General features: G+C 61.0%; 16 protein-coding genes. 6 read left to right on the top strand and 10 right to left on the bottom strand.

The genetic code is table 11. The features are described from left to right. Positions 1-2: 2 nt before the first annotated feature. The 4 genes from CVM52_RS03800 to CVM52_RS03785 all read right to left on the bottom strand — a co-directional run bounded on the left by CVM52_RS03800 (position 3) and on the right by CVM52_RS03785 (position 5,187). Positions 3-1,649 (bottom strand): ABC transporter ATP-binding protein, encoded by a 1,647-nt coding sequence (locus tag CVM52_RS03800; protein ID WP_100161270.1) that lies wholly within the window; start codon positions 1,647-1,649, stop codon positions 3-5. Further along, complete coding sequence (locus tag CVM52_RS03795; protein WP_100161269.1) at positions 1,646-2,521, bottom strand: ABC transporter permease; 876 nt, start codon at positions 2,519-2,521, stop codon at positions 1,646-1,648. The genes CVM52_RS03800 and CVM52_RS03795 overlap by 4 nt, the downstream gene beginning before the upstream one ends. After that, positions 2,518-3,507, bottom strand: a complete 990-nt coding sequence (locus tag CVM52_RS03790; RefSeq protein WP_100161268.1) for an ABC transporter permease — start codon at positions 3,505-3,507, stop codon at positions 2,518-2,520. The genes CVM52_RS03795 and CVM52_RS03790 overlap by 4 nt, the downstream gene beginning before the upstream one ends. 84 nt (positions 3,508-3,591) lie before the next feature. Continuing rightward, on the bottom strand, positions 3,592-5,187 hold the full coding sequence (locus CVM52_RS03785) for an ABC transporter substrate-binding protein (protein WP_100161267.1): 1,596 nt from the start codon (positions 5,185-5,187) through the stop codon (positions 3,592-3,594). On the opposite strand from CVM52_RS03785, the gene CVM52_RS03780 reads away from it, so the two are divergent. From CVM52_RS03780 to CVM52_RS03770, 3 genes are read left to right on the top strand one after another with little or no spacing between them, the layout of a single operon-like run. Then, complete coding sequence (locus CVM52_RS03780; protein ID WP_205964867.1) at positions 5,147-6,094, top strand: SDR family oxidoreductase; 948 nt, start codon at positions 5,147-5,149, stop codon at positions 6,092-6,094. The two genes, CVM52_RS03785 and CVM52_RS03780, sit on opposite strands and share 41 nt — an antisense overlap. Positions 6,095-6,130: 36 nt before the next feature. Further along, positions 6,131-6,991 carry a VOC family protein gene (locus CVM52_RS03775; protein ID WP_100161265.1) on the top strand — a complete coding sequence of 287 codons (861 nt, stop codon included), beginning with the start codon at positions 6,131-6,133 and terminating at the stop codon, positions 6,989-6,991. Further along, positions 6,988-7,500, top strand: coding sequence for an Lrp/AsnC family transcriptional regulator (locus tag CVM52_RS03770; RefSeq protein WP_100161264.1), 513 nt, complete (start codon positions 6,988-6,990; stop codon positions 7,498-7,500). The genes CVM52_RS03775 and CVM52_RS03770 overlap by 4 nt, the downstream gene beginning before the upstream one ends. Before the next feature lie 259 nt (positions 7,501-7,759). On the opposite strand, the gene CVM52_RS03765 is transcribed toward CVM52_RS03770, so the two are convergent. Continuing rightward, a complete protein-coding gene (locus tag CVM52_RS03765; protein WP_100161263.1) occupies positions 7,760-8,908 on the bottom strand; it encodes a C4-dicarboxylate TRAP transporter substrate-binding protein in 1,149 nt (382 codons plus the stop codon). Positions 8,909-9,299: 391 nt separating this feature from the next. On the opposite strand from CVM52_RS03765, the gene CVM52_RS03760 reads away from it, so the two are divergent. Both CVM52_RS03760 and CVM52_RS03755 read left to right on the top strand, forming a co-directional pair. Beyond that, a complete protein-coding gene (locus tag CVM52_RS03760) occupies positions 9,300-10,019 on the top strand; it encodes a 3-oxoacid CoA-transferase subunit A (protein ID WP_100161262.1) in 720 nt (239 codons plus the stop codon). Continuing rightward, positions 10,016-10,696 (top strand): 3-oxoacid CoA-transferase subunit B, encoded by a 681-nt coding sequence (locus CVM52_RS03755; protein ID WP_100161261.1) that lies wholly within the window; start codon positions 10,016-10,018, stop codon positions 10,694-10,696. The genes CVM52_RS03760 and CVM52_RS03755 overlap by 4 nt, the downstream gene beginning before the upstream one ends. Positions 10,697-10,832: 136 nt before the next feature. On the opposite strand, the gene CVM52_RS03750 is transcribed toward CVM52_RS03755, so the two are convergent. Further along, entirely contained in the window at positions 10,833-12,428 is a 1,596-nt protein-coding gene (locus CVM52_RS03750) for an NAD-dependent succinate-semialdehyde dehydrogenase (protein WP_306372748.1), read from the bottom strand. 172 nt (positions 12,429-12,600) lie between these two features. Continuing rightward, positions 12,601-13,740 carry a C4-dicarboxylate TRAP transporter substrate-binding protein gene (locus CVM52_RS03745; RefSeq protein WP_100161259.1) on the bottom strand — a complete coding sequence of 380 codons (1,140 nt, stop codon included), beginning with the start codon at positions 13,738-13,740 and terminating at the stop codon, positions 12,601-12,603. A 102-nt stretch (positions 13,741-13,842) separates the two neighbouring features. Here CVM52_RS03745 and CVM52_RS03740 point away from each other — a divergent pair, with 102 nt between their 5' ends. Beyond that, complete coding sequence (locus CVM52_RS03740; RefSeq protein WP_100161258.1) at positions 13,843-14,823, top strand: LysR substrate-binding domain-containing protein; 981 nt, start codon at positions 13,843-13,845, stop codon at positions 14,821-14,823. Positions 14,824-14,853: 30 nt separating this feature from the next. Here CVM52_RS03740 and CVM52_RS03735 read toward each other — a convergent pair whose 3' ends face one another. Genes CVM52_RS03735 through CVM52_RS03725 form a run of 3 tightly spaced genes read right to left on the bottom strand, consistent with a single transcriptional unit; the run spans position 14,854 to position 18,072 of the window. Next, entirely contained in the window at positions 14,854-15,600 is a 747-nt protein-coding gene (locus tag CVM52_RS03735) for an SDR family NAD(P)-dependent oxidoreductase (protein WP_172720896.1), read from the bottom strand. Positions 15,601-15,631: 31 nt separating this feature from the next. Next, positions 15,632-16,432 carry an SDR family NAD(P)-dependent oxidoreductase gene (locus CVM52_RS03730; RefSeq protein WP_100161256.1) on the bottom strand — a complete coding sequence of 267 codons (801 nt, stop codon included), beginning with the start codon at positions 16,430-16,432 and terminating at the stop codon, positions 15,632-15,634. 47 nt (positions 16,433-16,479) lie between these two features. Beyond that, entirely contained in the window at positions 16,480-18,072 is a 1,593-nt protein-coding gene (locus CVM52_RS03725; RefSeq protein WP_100161255.1) for a flavin-containing monooxygenase, read from the bottom strand. Position 18,073 lies beyond the last annotated feature (1 nt).

Below are 18,073 nucleotides of genomic sequence, written 5' to 3'. Positions count from 1 at the left end.
TCTCAAGCAGCATCCGTTTGCAGCGATGGGGGTGTCCAGTCGCGGCCGGGAATCGAGGACAGCAGGTTTTGCGTATAGGGGTGTTGCGGGGTGGCAAAGACCTCGGCGGTCGGACCGCTTTCGACAATCTCACCCTTCTGCATGACGATGATCCGGTCGCAAAGCTGCGCGGCGACCCGCAGGTCATGGGTGACGAACAGAAGCGACAGGTTCAGTCGGTCCCGCAGATCGGCGAGCAGTTTCAGCACCTGCGCCTGCACCGACACGTCAAGGGCCGAGACCGGCTCGTCCGCAACAATCACCTTGGGCTCGAGCGCAAGCGCGCGCGCAATGCCGATGCGCTGACGCTGACCGCCGGAGAATTCATGCGGGAACCGATAGGCGGCGGCGGGCGAAAGCTCGACAAGTTCGAGAAGTTTCTTCGCGTCCTCGCGGGCCTTGGCCGGATCGGTGCCATGCACGATGGGCCCCTGGGCAATCAGGTCGACCACCCGTTTTCGCGGGTTGAGCGAAGCCATCGGGTCCTGAAACACCATCTGGATTTGCTTGCGCAGGGCGCGAAGCTGTTTCGGCGTCGCTGCCAGCAGGTCGGTGCCGTTCAACTCGACCGAACCTTGGTCGCATTCCAACAGGCGCGTCACGATCCGCGACACCGTGGTCTTGCCCGAGCCGCTTTCCCCGACAACGCCCAGGGTTTCGCCTTGGCGCAGTTCAAAACTCAGATCCTTCACCGCGGTCACCGCCTTGCGCTTCCCGCTGAGCAGACCGCCGCGGGCGGCAAAGGTCTTCTTCAACCCGGTGCCCTTCAGAACGATAGGGGCCTCCGTTGCCGCTTTGAGCGGTGGCGGGGTCAGCGCGGGCACCGCGCCGATCAGCGCCTTGGTATAGGGGTGTTGCGGTCGGTTGAGCACGTCATCGGTGGGGCCGCTTTCCACCAGTTCGCCCCGGCACAACACCGCCACCGTGTCGGCGATTTCGGCCACAACGCCGAAATCATGGGTGATGAACAGAACGCCGGCGCCCTCTTCCTCCTGCAGCTCGCGAATGAGCTTGAGAATTTGCAGCTGGGTGGTGACATCCAGCGCCGTTGTCGGCTCATCGGCGATGATCAGTTTCGGCGACAGCACCAGGGACATCGCGATCATGACACGCTGCCGCTGGCCGCCAGAGATCTGATGCGGATGGGCGTTAAAGGCCGATTCCGGGTCCGGGATATGCACGCGATCAAGCATTTCGATGGCGCGGGCTTTGCGTTCGGCCTTGCTCATGCTGGTATGCAAGCGCAGCACTTCGTCGATCTGCCACCCCACGGTTTTCTGCGGGTTGAGCGCGGTCATCGGCTCTTGGAAGATCATCGAAATATCGGCGCCGCGCAACTTGCGCATCTCGGCGTCAGATTTGCCGCGCAGCTCTTCGCCCATGAACCGGATCGCCCCGCCGGTGACCCGCACATGCGGTTCCGGAAGCAGGCCCATGATGGCCCCTGCGCAGAGCGACTTACCCGAGCCGCTTTCGCCGACCAGACAGGTGATCTCGCCCGGTGCGATGGTGAGATCGAGCTGCGTGAGCGCATGGGGGCGGTCGGCCCCTTCCGGCAGGGAAATTTCGAGATTGCGCAGTTCGAGGACGGGAGGGGTTGCCTTGGTCATTTCTTCTGCCTCGGGTTCAGCGCATCGTTCAGTCCCTCGCCCAGCAGCGAGAAGGACAGCACGGTGAGGATGATGGCGATGCCGGGAATGACGGCGCAGTAAGGCGCCGAGCGCAGAACCGCGCGGCCTTGGCCGATCATGTTGCCCCAGCTGGCATAATTCGGGTCCCCGAGTGCAAGAAAGGCCAGCGCGCTTTCCATCAGGATCGAGAGTGCCATGATGACAGAGGCGTAGACCACGATCGGCGGCATCGCATTGGGCAGGATCTCGCGGAAGATGATCGATGTGTTCGACACCCCCAGGTTGCGTGCCGCATCCACGAATTCGCGCCCTCTGAGCGACATGAACTCGGCACGCACCATGCGCGCCGGCGCGGTCCAGCTGACGATGCCGATCGCGATGGTGATCCATTCGATCTTCGAGCCCATGATCGCGACCAGCGTCAGCAGCAGAACAAAGTTCGGGATGGTCTGGAAAGCCTCGGTGATGCGCATCAGCACGTCATCGACCCAGCCACCGAAATACCCGGCAAGCGCGCCGATCACCACGCCGATGACAATGGCGACAAGCGTCGCGACGACACCGATCAACAGGGAGATGCGTGCGCCGTAGAACACCCCGGACAGGACGTCGCGCCCCAGCTGGTCGGTGCCCAAGGGCGTGTCCCAGCTCACGAATGGCGGGGTAAGCGGCGGGCCCGCGCGGCGCAGCGGGTCGTCCGGATCGACGATCCCGGCCAACAGCGCCATGAGCACCACAAGGACAAAGAGGAACAGGCCCAGCAGAGCAGCGCGGTTGCGCTTGTAGCGCCGCCAGAACATCACATAGCGCGGCGGCTCGGGCGGGGCGATTTCAGTATCGGCGAAGGTCATGCGAGTTCGATCCGGCTGTCAAGACGTGCGTAAAGCAGGTCGGTGAGGAAATTGACGACGACGACGATGATCGAGCAGAGGAAAATGATCCCCATCAGAGTGTTCATGTCTCGCTGTACGACGGACTGATAGGCCAGCTGGCCCAGGCCCGGCAGGGTGAAGATGGTTTCAACCACGATCGAGCCGCCGAGGACGGTGGAGAACTGCAATCCCAGCAGCGTGACCACCGGCAACAGTGCGTTGCGCATGATGTGGTGAATCATCAGGCGGCCTTCCTTTGCCCCTTTCGCGCGGGCGGTGCGGACATAATCAAGTTCGGCCACTTCCATGACCGAGGCGCGCATCAGCCGCAGGTAGAACGCCAGATAGATCAATGACAGCGCGGCGGTGGGCATGATCAGGTGACGAACCACGTCCCACACGTGATCCCAGCCGGTGTAGAAGGCGGCGATTGTCTTGATCCCGCCCACCGGCAGCCAGCCGAGCTTGACGGAGAACACCAGCATCAGCATCAGCGAGAGGAAGAACGACGGTGTCGCGTAGAACACCAGGCCAAGCACCGAAATCAGGTTGTCGGTCGCAGAATAGGCGCGGCGCGCGGCAATGGCACCCAGCGCGATCCCGGCGGTGAAGGCAATGCTCAGGGACGCGGCCATCAGCATCAGCGTGGTGCCGAGACGGTCCAAAAGCACGGTTGATACGGGCTGTTCGTAAACGAAGGACCAGCCGAAATCGAACGAGGCCAGCTTGACCATATACCGCCAAAGCTGCACCCAGACCGGCTGATCGAGCCCGTATTCGGCGCGCAGCCGTGCGATAAAGGCGGCATCGGCCCCGCCCATGTCACCCACAAGCGCGTCGACCGTGTCGCCAGGCGCCAGCTTGAGCAGAAGAAAAGTGCCGATCATGATCAGGATGACCACGGGAACGGCCTGCACCAGACGCCGGAGCGCATAGATCAGGATCGGAGGCATGTTGAGTTTCATGGTTTTCTTGGATCCTTCGGGATCATAGGCAGGGAGGGAAATGACGGGCGCGTTCACGACGCGCCCGCCAATCGATCAACTGCGTCAGTCTTCAAGCCAGAGGTCGTACCAGCTCGACGAGTTCCACCGCGGCGTGTTGTGGTGGTTGCGGAGTTTTTTCGAGGTGACCGAGATGAACGGGTGCTCGATTGCGAAGATCACCGGAAGCTCGGCCATCGCGCGCGACTGGATCTCGTGATACATCGCCGCACGCTTGTCGACATCCAACTCGGAAGCCGCCGCGTCGATCATCGCGTCCAGTTCATCGCTCTTCCAGCCGAACTGGTTGGTCCACGGGGTGCCTTCCGGCTGACCCGAACGCAGCCACACCATGGTCGAAACCGCCGGGTCCGAGCGGAACTGGTGCCAGCCATTTGCCGTGTCAAAATCGTAGTCGCGATAGACACCGTTGAGGAAGCCCGGCGCGTCGTTGGTCAGGAGTTCGACATTGATATCGATCTCTTTCATCGCCTGCGCGAAATACTCGGCCCAAAGTTCGGTATATTCGCCCCAGGGTGCCGGACGGTGGCGCAGGTGGAACCGGAAACCGTCGTCCTGAACCGGGTAACCCGCCTCGTCGAGCATCTGCTTGGCCAGCTCGGGATCATAGTCGTAGGTCGGCACGTCATCGGTGTAATTGACACCACCCGCGCTGGGGACCGGGCCACGGCCAGGCTTGGCGAAACCATGCATGATGGTCTGGATCGCATAGTCGATATCGAGACCGTGATAGATGGCCTGGCGCACTTTCAGATCGGCCAGGATCGGGTTGCGGTGATTGAACTCGACCGTGGAGTGGGCGACGTTGTTTTCATAGCCGTCGGTGCCGACATCGAAACGATCGTCCTTGCTGAACCGGTCCACATCGGCCATCGAGACGCCGATGAACCCAGATTCATGCACCTCGCCCGCTTCCAGCGCAGCGGCCGCAGCGGATTTGTCCTTGATGAAGCGCCAGACGATGCGGTCGAGATAGGGGTATCCCTCGCGCCAGTAATCTTCGTTCTTTTCCGCCAGCACATATTGCCCACGCTCGTATTCGACAAACTTGAACGGGCCGGTGCCGACGGGCGCGGTGTTGTATTCGTTCTTCAGAATGTCGGTGCCCTCAAACAGATGTTTCGGGACCGGGTGGCCCAGATCGGGCATGGCCGCCACGAACAGTTCAATCGGCATCGGTTTCGAATAGTTGAACACGGCCGTATGCGGATCGGGGCAGTCGACGCTTTCCAGGTTGGCCTGGAGGGCGGAGGAGTAGTTCAGAAATTCCTTCCAAAGCTCCATCGCCGAAAATGCCACATCGTCGCAGGTGAACGGTTCGCCATCGTGCCAGTTCACCCCTTCACGCAGCTTCAGCGTGATGGTCTTCCCATCTTCCGAACCGGACCATTCGGTGGCCAGCACCGGCTCGAAGCCGTCATAGCTTTTGTCAATCAGCGGCTCCATGATCTTGCCGGTGATGTTGTAAACCCCGGTGGATGCGCGCAGGCCGGGATTCAGGATCCGCTGTTCCGAAATCATCTGAATCACGGCGGTACCGCCTTTTTGGACGTCGTCCTGCGCGGCGGCCGCAAAGGCCACCGAGCTGAGCGCCCCGGCCGTGGCGAGTGCAAGCCCCACCTTTTTCATCTTCAAGTTCATCGTTTCGAATACTCCATGTCGGTTGTGTGGCCTGGTTTCGGCCTCATGCGGTGTTCGTGCATCATCACATGATGAGAGGCTCTTATCACGGTCAACACCAAAATCCAACTTTTACAAAAAAATTGGAAATTCCTTCTACACACTGGCTAAAATTTGGTGCTACGATCTTCATATCGAAGAAAACGCGGGAAAGCACATGAAAAAGACTGCCTGGATCACTGGCGCGGGATCGGGAATCGGCGCGGCCATGGCAAGGGCCTTCGCCGCCGCAGGCTATCGCGTGGCTTTGACCGCCCGCAACACCGAAGCTCTTGAAACCGTCGCAGCCAGCCTGCCGGCACAGGAGGACGTGTATATCAAGAGCGGCGATGTCACGAATCGCACTGGCATGGCCGACGCTGCACAGGAGATTGCCGAGTGGGGCGGGAACCTGACGGTGCTGTGCAACAATGCTGGACTGAATATCCCGAAACGCACCTGGGCTGAACTGGACTGGGCAAGCTGGGATCAGGTGATCGACGTGAACGTCACCGGCGCGCTCAATGTCATTGCCGCCTGCCTGCCGATCATGCGAGCGCAGAAGGACGGGGTAATGATCCACACCTCAAGCTGGGCGGGGCGCTTTCATTCCGCCACGGGCGGCGTGGTCTACGGCGCCTCGAAACATGCCTTGTCCGACTTGTCGCTCAGCCTCAACGACGAAGAGGGCAAGAACGGCATCCGCTCCACCGCGCTGTGTCCTGCCGAGGTTGCCACGCCGCTCCTGGCGCGGCGGCCGGGATTTGACACCGACACGATGGCCGCCATGATCCAGCCCGAAGACATGGCAAAAACCGCAGTTTTCGTGGCCGAGATGCAAGCGGGCGTCTGCCTGCCCGAGATCGTTCTCAGCCCGGTCCGAACATAAACGCACAAATCGCACAATTTCATTGGAGACAAGAACGTGAGCCACCCTGTCAAAGGCATTGACCATTGCTTTGCCCTCGTGAACGACCTCGACGCCGCCGCTGCACAATACGCGGCGCTTGGCTTTACCCTGTCACCCCGCGGCTTGCATTCGGCCACGAAAGGCACCGCCAATTATACCATCATGTTCCCGCAGGACTATTTCGAGCTGTTGGGGATTTTGAAGCCGACCGAATTGAATGCCTCGCGCCGGTCCACCCTGGCGACGATGGGACAGGGGCTGCATGCCATCGCCTGCCGGATCGACAATGCCGAAGCTGCCGCCGAGGCGCTTGCCGAGCTTGGCATCGCCACGCAGGGGCTGGGCAGCTTTTCCCGCCCGGTTCCGCTGCCTGATGGATCCGAAGGCACCGCGGCCTTCTCCACCGTCAGTTTCACCCCGGATGACACCCCGCTTGGCATGGTCTTCATGTGCCAGCACAAGACCCGCGACACCGTCTGGATCCCAGAACTTCTGGACCATGCAAACACTGCCTGCGGCCTTGGTGCGGTCCTTGCGATTTCGGAAACCCCGGAAGCGGATGCCCTGCGCTTTCAGCGTCTGTGGGCCGAAGGATCGGTCAGCACCGAAGACGGGCTGACCACGATCGCAACCGGGCCGAACTCTGCCCCGCTTATCCTCGCCACGCCGGCACGGATGGCGACGCTCTATCCCGGTCTTGACCTTTCGGCGACCACGAAGGGCGCCTTTACGGCCTTGCGCGTCAAGGTGCGCGATCTGGAGGCTGTGAAAAAATGCCTTTCCAGCGCGGGAATAGACGCCAGCGAATCCGCCTCGGGCCTTGCCGTCGGGCCGGAATTTGCAGCCGGCGTGCTTGTGGAGTTTGTTCACGAATGACCGAGCCACGTCCCCGCAAAACCGGCACGAAACCGATTGAAAGCATTACTTTCGACGAGACAGATCGGCAGATTCTGCAGATGCTGCAAGATGACAGCGACACGCCGATTCAGGCGATTTCCGAAGCTGTGGGCCTGTCAACCAACCCGTGCTGGCGGCGGATCAAACGGATGGAAGAGGCGGGGGTGATCAAGAAACGGGTCGCCCTCGTCGACCAGACACGTGCCAATGTGCCTCTGACCGTCTTCATCGGCGTCAGCACCTCGCACCATGTGATCGACTGGCTGAACCGGTTTCGCGAACTGATCGATGAAATCCCCGAAGTGGTCGAGGCCTACCGCCTGACCGGGACGGTGGATTACATCTTGAAGGTCGTGGTGCCGGACATGGCCACCTATGACGCCGTTTACAAACAGATGATTCAGAAACTTGAATTCAGCCAGGTCAACTCGATGATCTCGATGGAAGAGTTGAAATTCACAACCGCCATTCCGACAACCTATCTCTAATCCATCACTTTTTCCGCCCTAAGGGCGCGCCAATGATATTCCAGATTGAAACGCCGGCCACCCAGGCCCGGCCAAACTCCAGATCAGTGTAAAATACCGTCGCCACCATCCCGACTGGGACAGCGGCGCAGGCTCCTTTCGATCACCATGGGAGCGGCTGGGCGCGTGCAGATGATGCGCGACAGGGTGCTGCGAAGGCGTTTGCACCACCAGTGCCTGTGTGGCGGCGCCGGTGGTGCAGAAGGTCATTGCAGGAATCCTACTCCACGCCAAAGGTGGCCGGGTCGAGCCGGGAGAAGATTTCATCCCAGTAGACCTGTTCCAGGCCCTCTCGGTCGCCGGACAGATCTGCCGTCAGACCTTTCCATTTTTCGACGAGGCGGACCATCTCGGCGATCTTTGCGTCGACGTTGTCAACACCGTAGTCCTCGGCAAAATGGGAGGCGATCACCGCGAGGTCGGCTTTCACAAAGGCGTCTGTTGCGTCCACAAGTTCGGCCGACGCTTCGACAATCTCGATACCCGCAGCCGGTGCATCCGCCGCATCCTTCATCGCAAGATCATAATAGCCGAGCGTCATTTCCGCCTGCATCCGTGCGGCGCCGCGCAGGATCACCGCTCGCTCTTGTTCGGTCAGATCCTGCCAGACTCCGACATTGAAATTGCTGGTGGCCACCCCGGCAAATGCACCACCTGGCACCCCGAAGGTCACATATTTGGTGACGTCGACAAGCGAATTGTTGGTCAGGTCACTCACCGATCCCATATGGCAGTCGATCACCCCCTGGCTCAGCGCTTCGTAGGTGTCGCCGGCCGGCATCGAAACACCGATGGCACCCAGGCTTTCGGCCCAACGCGAATAGTTTCCGCCGGGCGAACGCATCTTGGATCCCTTGAGATCGTCAATCGTGCTGATCGGCTTGGTGCAAAGCACGTCATACCCATTGCTGGACACGCTGCCTAGATAAACCTGGCCCTGACTGCGATACTCCTCCATGCATTCTGCGCAGTTGAAAATATACTCGGTCATCGCCCCGGCCAGCGCAGCGCCCGGGCTTTTCACCTTGGTGCCCGAAGTGGAAAGCATCGAGAGATTGGCAACCAGATTGCTCTCTTTGTACTCGGCCGGAAAATACACCGGCACCACGAAACCGAGATCGGCAAGACCGTCGCGGATGCCCTGCGGGGTTTCCTTCATGCTGAGCAGCGACATCGGATAGACCTTGATCTTTAGATCCGTATGCGCCGCGACATAGTCGGCAAAGGACTCATAGGCGACGACGGACGAGTTCTTCGGCCCCATTCCGATCGCCGCCGTTAGGGTTTTGGCCTGTGCCGTACTGCCCCAGGCAGCGGCAAAAACGGCCAATAAAGTTGTCGAAACCTTCAGCAAAGGCGCCAGCTTCATTCGATCTCCTCCTAAATCGAGCGTGAACCTGTCGGAGATGATTGCTTGCCGGCCTCGTTATGAAAAATGAATTCGCGGCTTAAAACTTATACCAAAAGTAATAGCCAGGTCCGGTGCGTCGTCCGCCCCCGGAAACCGGTCAGACAAGCCGGGACACGCAGGACGGCGGCGCGGCATTGTGGGCCCAGACAATAGCTTGGCAGGCAAACAGACTGCCCGGCAACAGCGGTGAAACCCTGTCCCCTGCCGCAAGAGTCGCCGGGGCCGGTCTTGTTCAACATGCGCGTCGTGAATGTCACTATTTGAACAAATATCAATATCCAAACAATTTTCTTGCCTTGCCGCCACGGCTGACCGAAGCAAAGCGGAAACCACGAGGGAGGCGCGAGACGTGGACAAGACGATACCGGATATCACAACAGCTGTTGCGGACATTCCAGATGGCGCCACCGTCATGATTGGCGGTTTCGGCGGCGCCGGCTCGCCGGTGGAACTGATTCACGCTCTGATCGACCACCGACCGCGCAACCTGACGGTTGTGAACAACAACGCCGGGACCGGACATGTGGGGATTGCCGCACTGATCGAGCATGGCATCGTTGCCAAGATGATCTGCACCTTTCCGCGCTCGTCGGACCCGAAAGTGTTTCACGACCTCTACCTCGCCGGAAAGATCGAGCTGGAACTGGTGCCACAGGGCACCCTGGCCGAACGCATCCGCGCGGGGGGCGCCGGCATCCCGGCATTCTACACGCCGACCGCCTATGGCACCGAATTGGCCGAAGGCAAGCCAACGGCGGAATTCGAGGGCCGCACCTATGTGCAAGAGCGTTGGCTGAAGGCCGATTTCGCACTGATCAAGGCCGAAACCGCCGATCCGATGGGCAACCTGACCTATCGGATGACCGCCCGCAATTTCGGCCCGCTGATGGCAATGGCGGCCAAGCGGACTATCGCGCAGGTGACCCGGATCGTACCGGTGGGCGGGATCGACCCCGAACATGTGGTCACTCCGGGCATATTCGTCGATGGCGTGGTCGAAGTGTCCAACCCCCAGCAGGAGGAAGTTCTGATCCGCCGAGGGGCACATTATCCGGAGGTCACGGCATGAACACCGCATTGGAAGAGATCAAACTGACGACCGACCAGATCGCCTGGCGCGCGGCGCAGGATATCGAAGACGGTGCCTATGTGAACCTCGGTATCGGGTTTCCGGAGAAGATTGCGCAATTCCAGGTGCCGGGACGCGAAATCGTGTTTCACACCGAAAACGGCGTGCTGGGCTTCGGCGGGGCGCCGGCGGCAGGTGAAGAGGACTGGGATCTCATCAACGCCGGCAAAAAGGCAATCACTTTGAACCCCGGTGCCGCCTTCTTCGATCATGCCAACAGCTTTGCCATGGTGCGCGGCGGTCACCTGGACCTTGCGGTGCTGGGTGCGTTCCAGGTGGCCGAAAATGGCGACCTAGCCAACTGGTCCACCGGCAAGGGCGCGGTCCCGGCGGTGGGTGGGGCGATGGACCTGGTTCAAAGCGCCAAGCGCGTGGCGGTGGTTACCGATCACGTCACCAAGAAAGGCGATCCGAAACTTGTCCGGCACTGCTCGATGCCGCTGACCGGCGTGGCCTGTGTCACTCGGGTCTACACCTCGCTCGCCGTCATCGACATCGAAGACGGGCATTTCGTTCTGCGCGAGAAATTGAGCGCCCTGTCTTTCGATGACCTGCAGGCCGTCACCGGCGCCGAGTTGCATATTGATGGATCGGTCGGCGAACTCGCGGCCCCCTGAACCGGCGGTGCCGCCGTCCGGGCCGCGGTGTTCGGAGCGGTGACATCCCGATTGGTTTCGCAGCGCGATCCAAATCCCGCCCGGCCCTGGATCGCGAACTGCCGCGGCGCCACATGGCCCGCGGCAGTAAGCCGTTTCAGCCAATCACCGACTTGTGGCCGACATTCTTCACCACGGTATAGTGGGTCAGGCCTTCCGCCCCGCCCTCGCGGCCAAAGCCGCTGGATTTGACACCGCCAAACGGCGTTTCGGGCAGCGACGTGTCGAAAGTGTTGAGCGAAAGCTGTCCGGCTTCCACCTCGGCGACCATACGGTCTATATTGGCCGCCGAATTGGTGAACCCATAGGCCGCAAGACCGAAAGGAAGCTGGTTGGCTTTGGCGATCCCGTCGTCAAGCGATGCCATGGTGTTGAGGATGGCGATCGGCCCGAAGGGCTCTTCCCGCATGATCCGGGCGCTGTCGGGGACATTGGCAAGGACCGTAGGCTCGAAAAAGAACCCCTTGTTGCCCATGCGCTTACCGCCCAACTTCAGCTCGGCGCCATGATCCAGTGCATCGGTAACAAGATCGGTCATCGCCTCGACCCGGCGCGCATGCACCAGGGGGCCCATCTCGGTACCCGTATCCAGCCCGCTGCCCACCCTGACCGATCTGGCCTTGGCCAAAAAGCTTTCGGTGAAGCTGTCGATATGGCCTTCCGCGACGTAGAAGCGGGTCGGCGAGGTACAGACCTGGCCTGAATTGCGATATTTGCGCGCGGCGCCGAGCTCGGCCACCCGTACCGGGTCGACATCGTCGCAGACGAGCACTGGCGCATGGCCGCCGAGTTCCATCAGCACCGGCTTCATGTGGTCGGCAGCCATCTTGTTGAGCAGATGGCCCACAGCGGTGGATCCGGTGAAGGTAACAAGACGAACGCTGTCCTGCGGGATCAGGTAGGCCGAAACGTCCTCGGGCACCCCGTAGAGCAGGTTGAGCACGCCGTCGGGAAGCCCGGCCTCCTGGAACACGCGCGCCACCTGGAATGCCCCCGAAGGCGTGTCTTCCGGTGCCTTCAGGATCAGCGAACAGCCGGCGGCCAGCGCCGAGGCGATCTTGCGCATCGCGGTGCTGACCGGGAAATTCCAGGTCGAAAACGCCACCACCGGCCCGATCGGCCGACGCAAGACGGTGTTGCGATACCCCTCCGGCCCTTCGATCACACGCCCGTACAATCGCAGCGATTCCGCGGCATCCCATTCCAGGATCTTGCCACAGCGCAGCACCTCGGCGCGGCTGTCGCCCAGCGGTTTTCCCATATCCAAGGTGTTGCTGAGAGCGATCTCGTCCACACGTTCGCGGATGATATCTGCCGCACGCATCAGCACGTCGGCGCGCGCGCCGGCCGGGGTGCGGCTCCAAACTTTGAAACCGGCTTCGGCGGCGGCCAGGGCATCATCCATGTCCGACTTGCTCGCGACGGGTGTGCTGCCGATCACCGACTCGTCCACGGGGTTTACCACAGGGTTGGTTTCGGAGGTTGTCCGCCACTCCCCGTTGATCAGCAGTTTGAGGTCCGGGTAGTCCAACATATGCTTGCCATTTTCTTGTGGAAATCGCTTAAAAAATAGCAACTTAGGCATGCTTTCATCAATTGATTTAACGTAGAAGCCGCATAACGACCCGTTATGTAAATCTGACAATTCGCGGTCACGTATTCCCTGCCATTCGGGCCTCGTACAGGCCGGCAACCGGTTCGGGGAAAGATCTCAACCCGCCGTCAGTCGACTTTCCCGTGCGGCGGAACTCGGCTGCCGCCCGTTGCTCTCGGCACCCCTGCTGGCCACGAAACAAAAAAGGCCGACCGCAGCACGCTGCGGTCGGCCTGCCGGATCCTTGTCCGGAGCTCTGTCGCCGTTCCGATCAGTTCATGCCGTAAGTTGACGGATCGACTTTCGAAAACACCTCGTCCCAGTATACTTTTGCAAGCGCTTCCTGGTCGCCGCCGATCTCGGCGGTCAGCGTCTTCCACTTGTCGACAAGCCGGCTGAATTCGGCGATCTTCGGCCCCACGTCGCTGAGGCCGTAGCCCGTGGTAAACTGATCCTCGATCACCTTGAGATCGGCCATGACGAAGGCATCGGACTCGGCCTTAACATCCGCGGCGGGTTCGATCACCTGGATGCCCTTGCCGGGGGCGGCCTCGAGGTCGCGCTGCGAGTCCATGTAATACCGCCAGGTCAGGTCCGCCGCCGAACGGGCAGACGCCATCAAGGCGGCCTTGCGCTCGTCGTCGGTCAGGCTTTTCCAGACATCGCTGTTGAAGTTATTGGTCGCCACCCCGGCAAAGTTGCCGCCGGGAATGCCCACAGTGACCGACTTGGTCACGTCGAAGAGCGAATAGTTGGTCAGTTCGGTCGCCGATGCCATCGTGCAGTCGATGACGCCTTGCGACATGGCCTCGTACTGATCGTTGCCCGGCAGCGACACGGCAATCCCGCCGAAATGCTCTGCCCAACGCGAAAAGTTGTCGGCTCCAGAGCGGAACTTCTTGCCCTTGATGTCCTCCATCGTCTGCACCGGCGAGGTGCACAGCATCATGTAGGTCGACCCGATGCCGCTGCCGAGATAGACTTGGTTCTCGTCCTTGAATTCGGCGAGGCATTCCTCGCAGTTGAACACATATTCCGAAAGCGCCCCGGCGATCGCGGCGCCGGGGCTGTCCACCTGCACGCCAGCGGTGGAAAGCATGCCGAGATTGGCGGCCAGGTTGGTTTCGGAAAACTCGGCCGGATAGTAGGGTGTGAGAACGAAACCGATATCAGCCAGACCGTCGCGCAGGCCCGGAGGGGTCTCCTTCAGGTTCAACAGGGATAGCGGATAGACCTTGATATTGATGTCGGTGTGCTCGGCCATGTAATCGGCAAAGCCCTGCATCGTGTGGGTGATCGAGTTTTTCGGCCCGACCCCCACCGCCAGTGTCAGATCCTTGGCCACAACGACCGTTGCGGGCAGACCTACCGCCGCAATGGAAATAGCCGTGAGTAGTGATCGCAGTGCCATTGTTCTCCTCCCAATGTTGTGCTGCTTGACACAACAATAGATTAGTGATTTTTTTATGTAACATGAAAATATTTAGGAATTACCTATATAAAAGGTAATATAATGGCTGCCAATCGCCTTAAACTTCGGCACCTCAGGTGTTTCATGGCGGTGTTCCGCTCCGGTGGCATCAGCGCCGCCTCCGAAGTGCTGTCCCTGAGCCAGCCAGCCGTCACCAAGACCTTGAAAGAACTGGAAAGTATTCTTGGAACCCGCCTGATCGAACGGGGCCGGGGCGGCGCCAAGCTGACGATTCAGGGCGAGGTTTTCATGCCGCGCGCGGCCGCCTGCCTGATGGAGCTCGACCGCGCGGTCGATACGGTGATGGCGGCCCATTCCCGGCTTGAATGGCATGTCCATGTCGGGGCCATGCCCTCCAGCGAGACCGGTCTCTTGCCGGCCGCGGTCAACCTGGTGCAACGTGAAGTCCAGACCGCCATCGTCAAGATCTCGACCGGGCCGTTGCGGTATCTGGTCGAGAAGCTGCAGGAAGACACCATCGACCTTGTCGTCGGCCACATGCCCGCCCTCGACGAGATGGTCGGCATGAGCTTCGAACATCTTTATGTGGAGCCGTTCATTTTCGTCGTCCGATCCGGACATCCGCTGGCCGACGCGCATCCCTGCGACATCTCGCTGCTCAAGAATTACGACATGGTGCTGCCGGAAAACAGCCCGAGCGACAATGCCCATGTGGCCCGGCTGATCGCCTCCATCGGGCTGGTCGATGACATCCCCGACCGGGTCGTCTCGATGGCGCCGGCCTTCATCCGGGCCTTCCTGCTGGAAACCAATGCAATCAGCGTGGTTCCCGCAGGCGTCTTTGCACGCGAAATCGCTTCGGGCGAGTTGAAAGAGCTTGCCATCGACACCTCGCACAGCGTCAGCCCGGTGGGGATCATCCGCAAGGACGACGCCGAATACAAACCGGCAATCGAAGTGATGGTCCGTGCGATCCAGACGGCGGCCCGCAACAGGCTCGCGCCCGATCGCTGGGCGCCGCCCAAGGACACGCCAATCCTTCTGGAAGGTGTCGCGCTATAGGCCTGCGTCAGCCCGCAAAATGGGCGGCGCCTATGCCAACGCCCCTCCCCCATCCACCGGGATTTCGGCCCCGGTGATGAAGGACGCCTCGTCAGAAGCCAGGAACACCACGACGCTGGCAATTTCGCTGGGGTCCGCAAATCGACCCAGCGGAATGGCCGCAACGCGTTGTTCACGCGCGCCCGGCGCCGCCACCGCCGCCTTTGCCATCTCGGTCTCCACCATGCCCGGATGCACCGAGTTGCAGCGGATCAGGGGCGCGCCAAGAAGCGCGACGGATTTGGTAAGCAATCGCACCGCACCCTTGGAAGAACTGTAATGCGAGGCCCGGCTGCCGGTGATGCCAGCCATCGAGGAAACGTTGACGATGGCCCCGCCCCCGCGCTTGCGCATGACGGGCATGACCGCCCGCGCGCCCAGAAACGGACCCTTCGCGTTGACCTCCATCATCCGGTCCCAGGCGTCGTCGCTGACCTCCTCCAGGGGCAGGTTCTCGTAGATCCCGGCATTGTTGATCAGCACGTCGACACCGCCATGGGCAGCAGCAATATCCGCGATGACACGCTCCCAATTGTCCGAACGGGTGACATCGAGAGAGACGGCGAACACCGCTCCAGTCGCAGACCCCGCCAGGTCCGCCGCCAGGGCCTCGGCTGGTCGGGTGTCAATATCGGCTATGGCCACCGTTGCGCCTTCGGCGGCAAATCGGCGCACAATGGCCGCGCCAATGCCCCGGCCGCCGCCGGTGACCAACACCACCTTGCCTGCCAATTTCATTTCGCCCTCTTTCATCGTTCCGCGGCGCGTTCTAGCCGACATTTACCCCCGCGGCACCATCAACCCGCAGGGAAATTCCGCTGACAAACCCGGATTCATCCGAGGCCAGGTACAGCGCGGCATAGGCCACATCCCAGCCGGTGCCCATGCGGTTGCGCAGCGGCACCCGTTTGTTCCGGGCCGCCTCGACCTCGGCGCGGCTCTGCCCCCACATGCGGGCACGGGTATCGACGGCCATCGGCGTGTCCATCAGACCGGGCAGAATTGCATTGGCGCGCACGCCGTGGGCAGCGTTGGTGATGGCCAACTGCTCGGTAAAGGCAACCATCGCCGCCTTGCTGGCCTTGTAGGTCACCATCGGATTCTTCTCGATCGCCGCCAGCGACGAAATGTTGATGATCGATCCGCCGCCCTGCTCGATCATGATCGGCACCACGTGCTTGCAGGCCATGATATTGCCCCGCAGGTTCACCGCCATCACCCGGTCAAAGGCCTCTTCGGTCACCTCGGGCAGTTTGCCGTCGCCACCGGCCAGGCTGATGCCGACATTATAGTCGAGAATATCGATGCGGCCGAACTCTTCCATGCAGCGTTCGACCATCTGGACGAGGTCGCGTTCCGACGTGACATCGGCTCGCATCGCAATGGCGCTGCCGCCCTCGGCCGTGACCTTGTCGGCGGTCTCCTGCGCCCGTTCCAGGTGCTGATCCACGCAGAGAACCTGCGCCCCTTCGCGTGCGAACAGTAGGCAGGTCGCCCGCCCGTTTCCGACCGTCTCACCGGGGGACTGGCCCGCGCCGATCACGATGGCGATCTTGTTTTTTAGCCGCATCTCTCATGCTCCCTGAATGCTGCGCTGTCGCGAATGGTTGGCCGGGCTCAAAGCAATTCGAAACCGCGGTAATCGTTCTCGACCACCTCGTCGCATTTGCGGACATAGGCCGGCAGGCCGCCGATATAGGGCATGAACACCGACGGCTTGTCGCCGATGTTGCCGCCGTTGTACCAGCTCTTAACCGTGGATCGCAGGCTGCCCTGGGCCACCTCGTTGACGTGGGCAACCCAATCCGCTTCGGCTTGGGGCGTTGCTTCGATCACCCGCTTCTGCTTGCGGCGCATCGTGTCGATGGCCTCGGTCATCCACTCGACCGACATCTCGATCGACGGCAACATGTTGGTCAGCACGCTGGGGCTGCCCGGACCGGTCACCGTGAACATGTTGGGAAAGCCCGCCACGGCCATGCCGATATAGGTGCGCGGCCCGCCCTCCCAATGGTCTTTCAGTGCGCGCCCGTTGCGGCCGCGAATGTCGATGCGCAAATAGCTGCCGGTGATCGCGTCAAAGCCGGTGGCATAAACGATGCTGTCGAACTTCAACACCTCGCCACCCCGCAAGATACCCTCGGGCGTGATCCGTTCGATCGGCGTGCCGGCAATGTCGACAAGCTGCACATGGGGCAGGTTGAACATCTTGTAATAGCCACTGTCGACACAAAGCCGCTTGCCACCGATGATGTTCGTCGGGCAAAGCAGTTCCGCCGTCTCCGGATCCTCGACGATGGACCGGATCTTGTCCCGTACGAAATCCGCAGCAATGATGTTGGCGCGGTGGTCGTAAAGCATGTCGGCGAAACCGCCCAGAAAGGTCAGGCCGCCCTTCTTCCATCGGGCTTCGAGCACCGCTTCGACCTCCTCGCGGGGGGTTTCCACCGCCAGCCGTTCGTCGAAATCGTCCAGCAGACCGCCATAGACCGTCTTCGCCTTGGCGCGCAGTTCAGGATAGTTCGCCTTGAAATAGGCCACATATTCGGGGTCCTGCGGCCGGTTATGCGCTGGGATCGAGAAATTGGGCGTGCGCTGAAACACGGTGAGAGACTTTGCCTGTTTGGCGATCTCGACGCTGGATTGCATCGCCGTCGATCCGGTGCCGATAACCGCCACGTCCTGGCCCGAGAAATCCACCGGTCTATGCGGCCATTGCCCGGTAAAGTAACTGTTCCCCGAAAAGTCATCGAGCCCGGGAATATCGGGTTTGTTGAAGGATGACAGGCAGCCGACAGCCAAAACGAAGAAACGCGACCGGGTCTGTTTGCCGTCATCCGTGGTAATCTTCCAGTTCACTGCCTGATCGTCGAAATGCGCGGCCACCACCCTGGTGTTGAACTGGATATCGCGGCGCAGGTCGAAACGGTCGGCGACATGCTGGGCATAGCGCAGGATCTCGGGCTGCGGCGAATAGCGCTCGCTCCATTCCCACTCCTGCTGCAGCTCTTCGTCGAACTGATAGGAATATTGCATGCTTTCCACGTCTACCCGCGCACCCGGATAGCGGTTCCAGTACCAGGTGCCGCCCACGTCCGAGCCGGTCTCGAAAGCCCTGGCGGTCATTCCCATCTGGCGGAACCGGTGCAGCAGATACATGCCTGCGAACCCCGCGCCGACAACGATGACGTCGAAATCCTCATGATCCATT

The organism is Pseudooceanicola lipolyticus (assembly GCF_002786325.1).
Taxonomy (GTDB): domain Bacteria; phylum Pseudomonadota; class Alphaproteobacteria; order Rhodobacterales; family Rhodobacteraceae; genus Pseudooceanicola_C; species Pseudooceanicola_C lipolyticus.
The sequence above is the reverse complement of the archived record's forward strand: the minus strand, read 5'-3'. Positions and strand labels throughout refer to the sequence as shown.

Excerpts from the sequence above, each read along its gene's own strand:
- CVM52_RS03790 (WP_100161268.1), bottom strand. The coding sequence starts at position 3,507 with ATGAAACTCAACATGCCTCCGATCCTGATCTATGCGCTCCGGCGTCTG.
- CVM52_RS03740 (WP_100161258.1), top strand. The coding sequence starts at position 13,843 with ATGGCTGCCAATCGCCTTAAACTTCGGCACCTCAGGTGTTTCATGGCG.
- CVM52_RS03755 (WP_100161261.1), top strand. The coding sequence starts at position 10,016 with ATGAACACCGCATTGGAAGAGATCAAACTGACGACCGACCAGATCGCC.
- CVM52_RS03745 (WP_100161259.1), bottom strand. The coding sequence starts at position 13,740 with ATGGCACTGCGATCACTACTCACGGCTATTTCCATTGCGGCGGTAGGT.
- CVM52_RS03770 (WP_100161264.1), top strand. The coding sequence starts at position 6,988 with ATGACCGAGCCACGTCCCCGCAAAACCGGCACGAAACCGATTGAAAGC.
- CVM52_RS03730 (WP_100161256.1), bottom strand. The coding sequence starts at position 16,432 with ATGCGGCTAAAAAACAAGATCGCCATCGTGATCGGCGCGGGCCAGTCC.
- CVM52_RS03795 (WP_100161269.1), bottom strand. The coding sequence starts at position 2,521 with ATGACCTTCGCCGATACTGAAATCGCCCCGCCCGAGCCGCCGCGCTAT.
- CVM52_RS03800 (WP_100161270.1), bottom strand. The coding sequence starts at position 1,649 with ATGACCAAGGCAACCCCTCCCGTCCTCGAACTGCGCAATCTCGAAATT.
- CVM52_RS03765 (WP_100161263.1), bottom strand. The coding sequence starts at position 8,908 with ATGAAGCTGGCGCCTTTGCTGAAGGTTTCGACAACTTTATTGGCCGTT.
- CVM52_RS03725 (WP_100161255.1), bottom strand. The coding sequence starts at position 18,072 with ATGGATCATGAGGATTTCGACGTCATCGTTGTCGGCGCGGGGTTCGCA.
- CVM52_RS03735 (WP_172720896.1), bottom strand. The coding sequence starts at position 15,600 with ATGAAATTGGCAGGCAAGGTGGTGTTGGTCACCGGCGGCGGCCGGGGC.
- CVM52_RS03785 (WP_100161267.1), bottom strand. The coding sequence starts at position 5,187 with ATGAACTTGAAGATGAAAAAGGTGGGGCTTGCACTCGCCACGGCCGGG.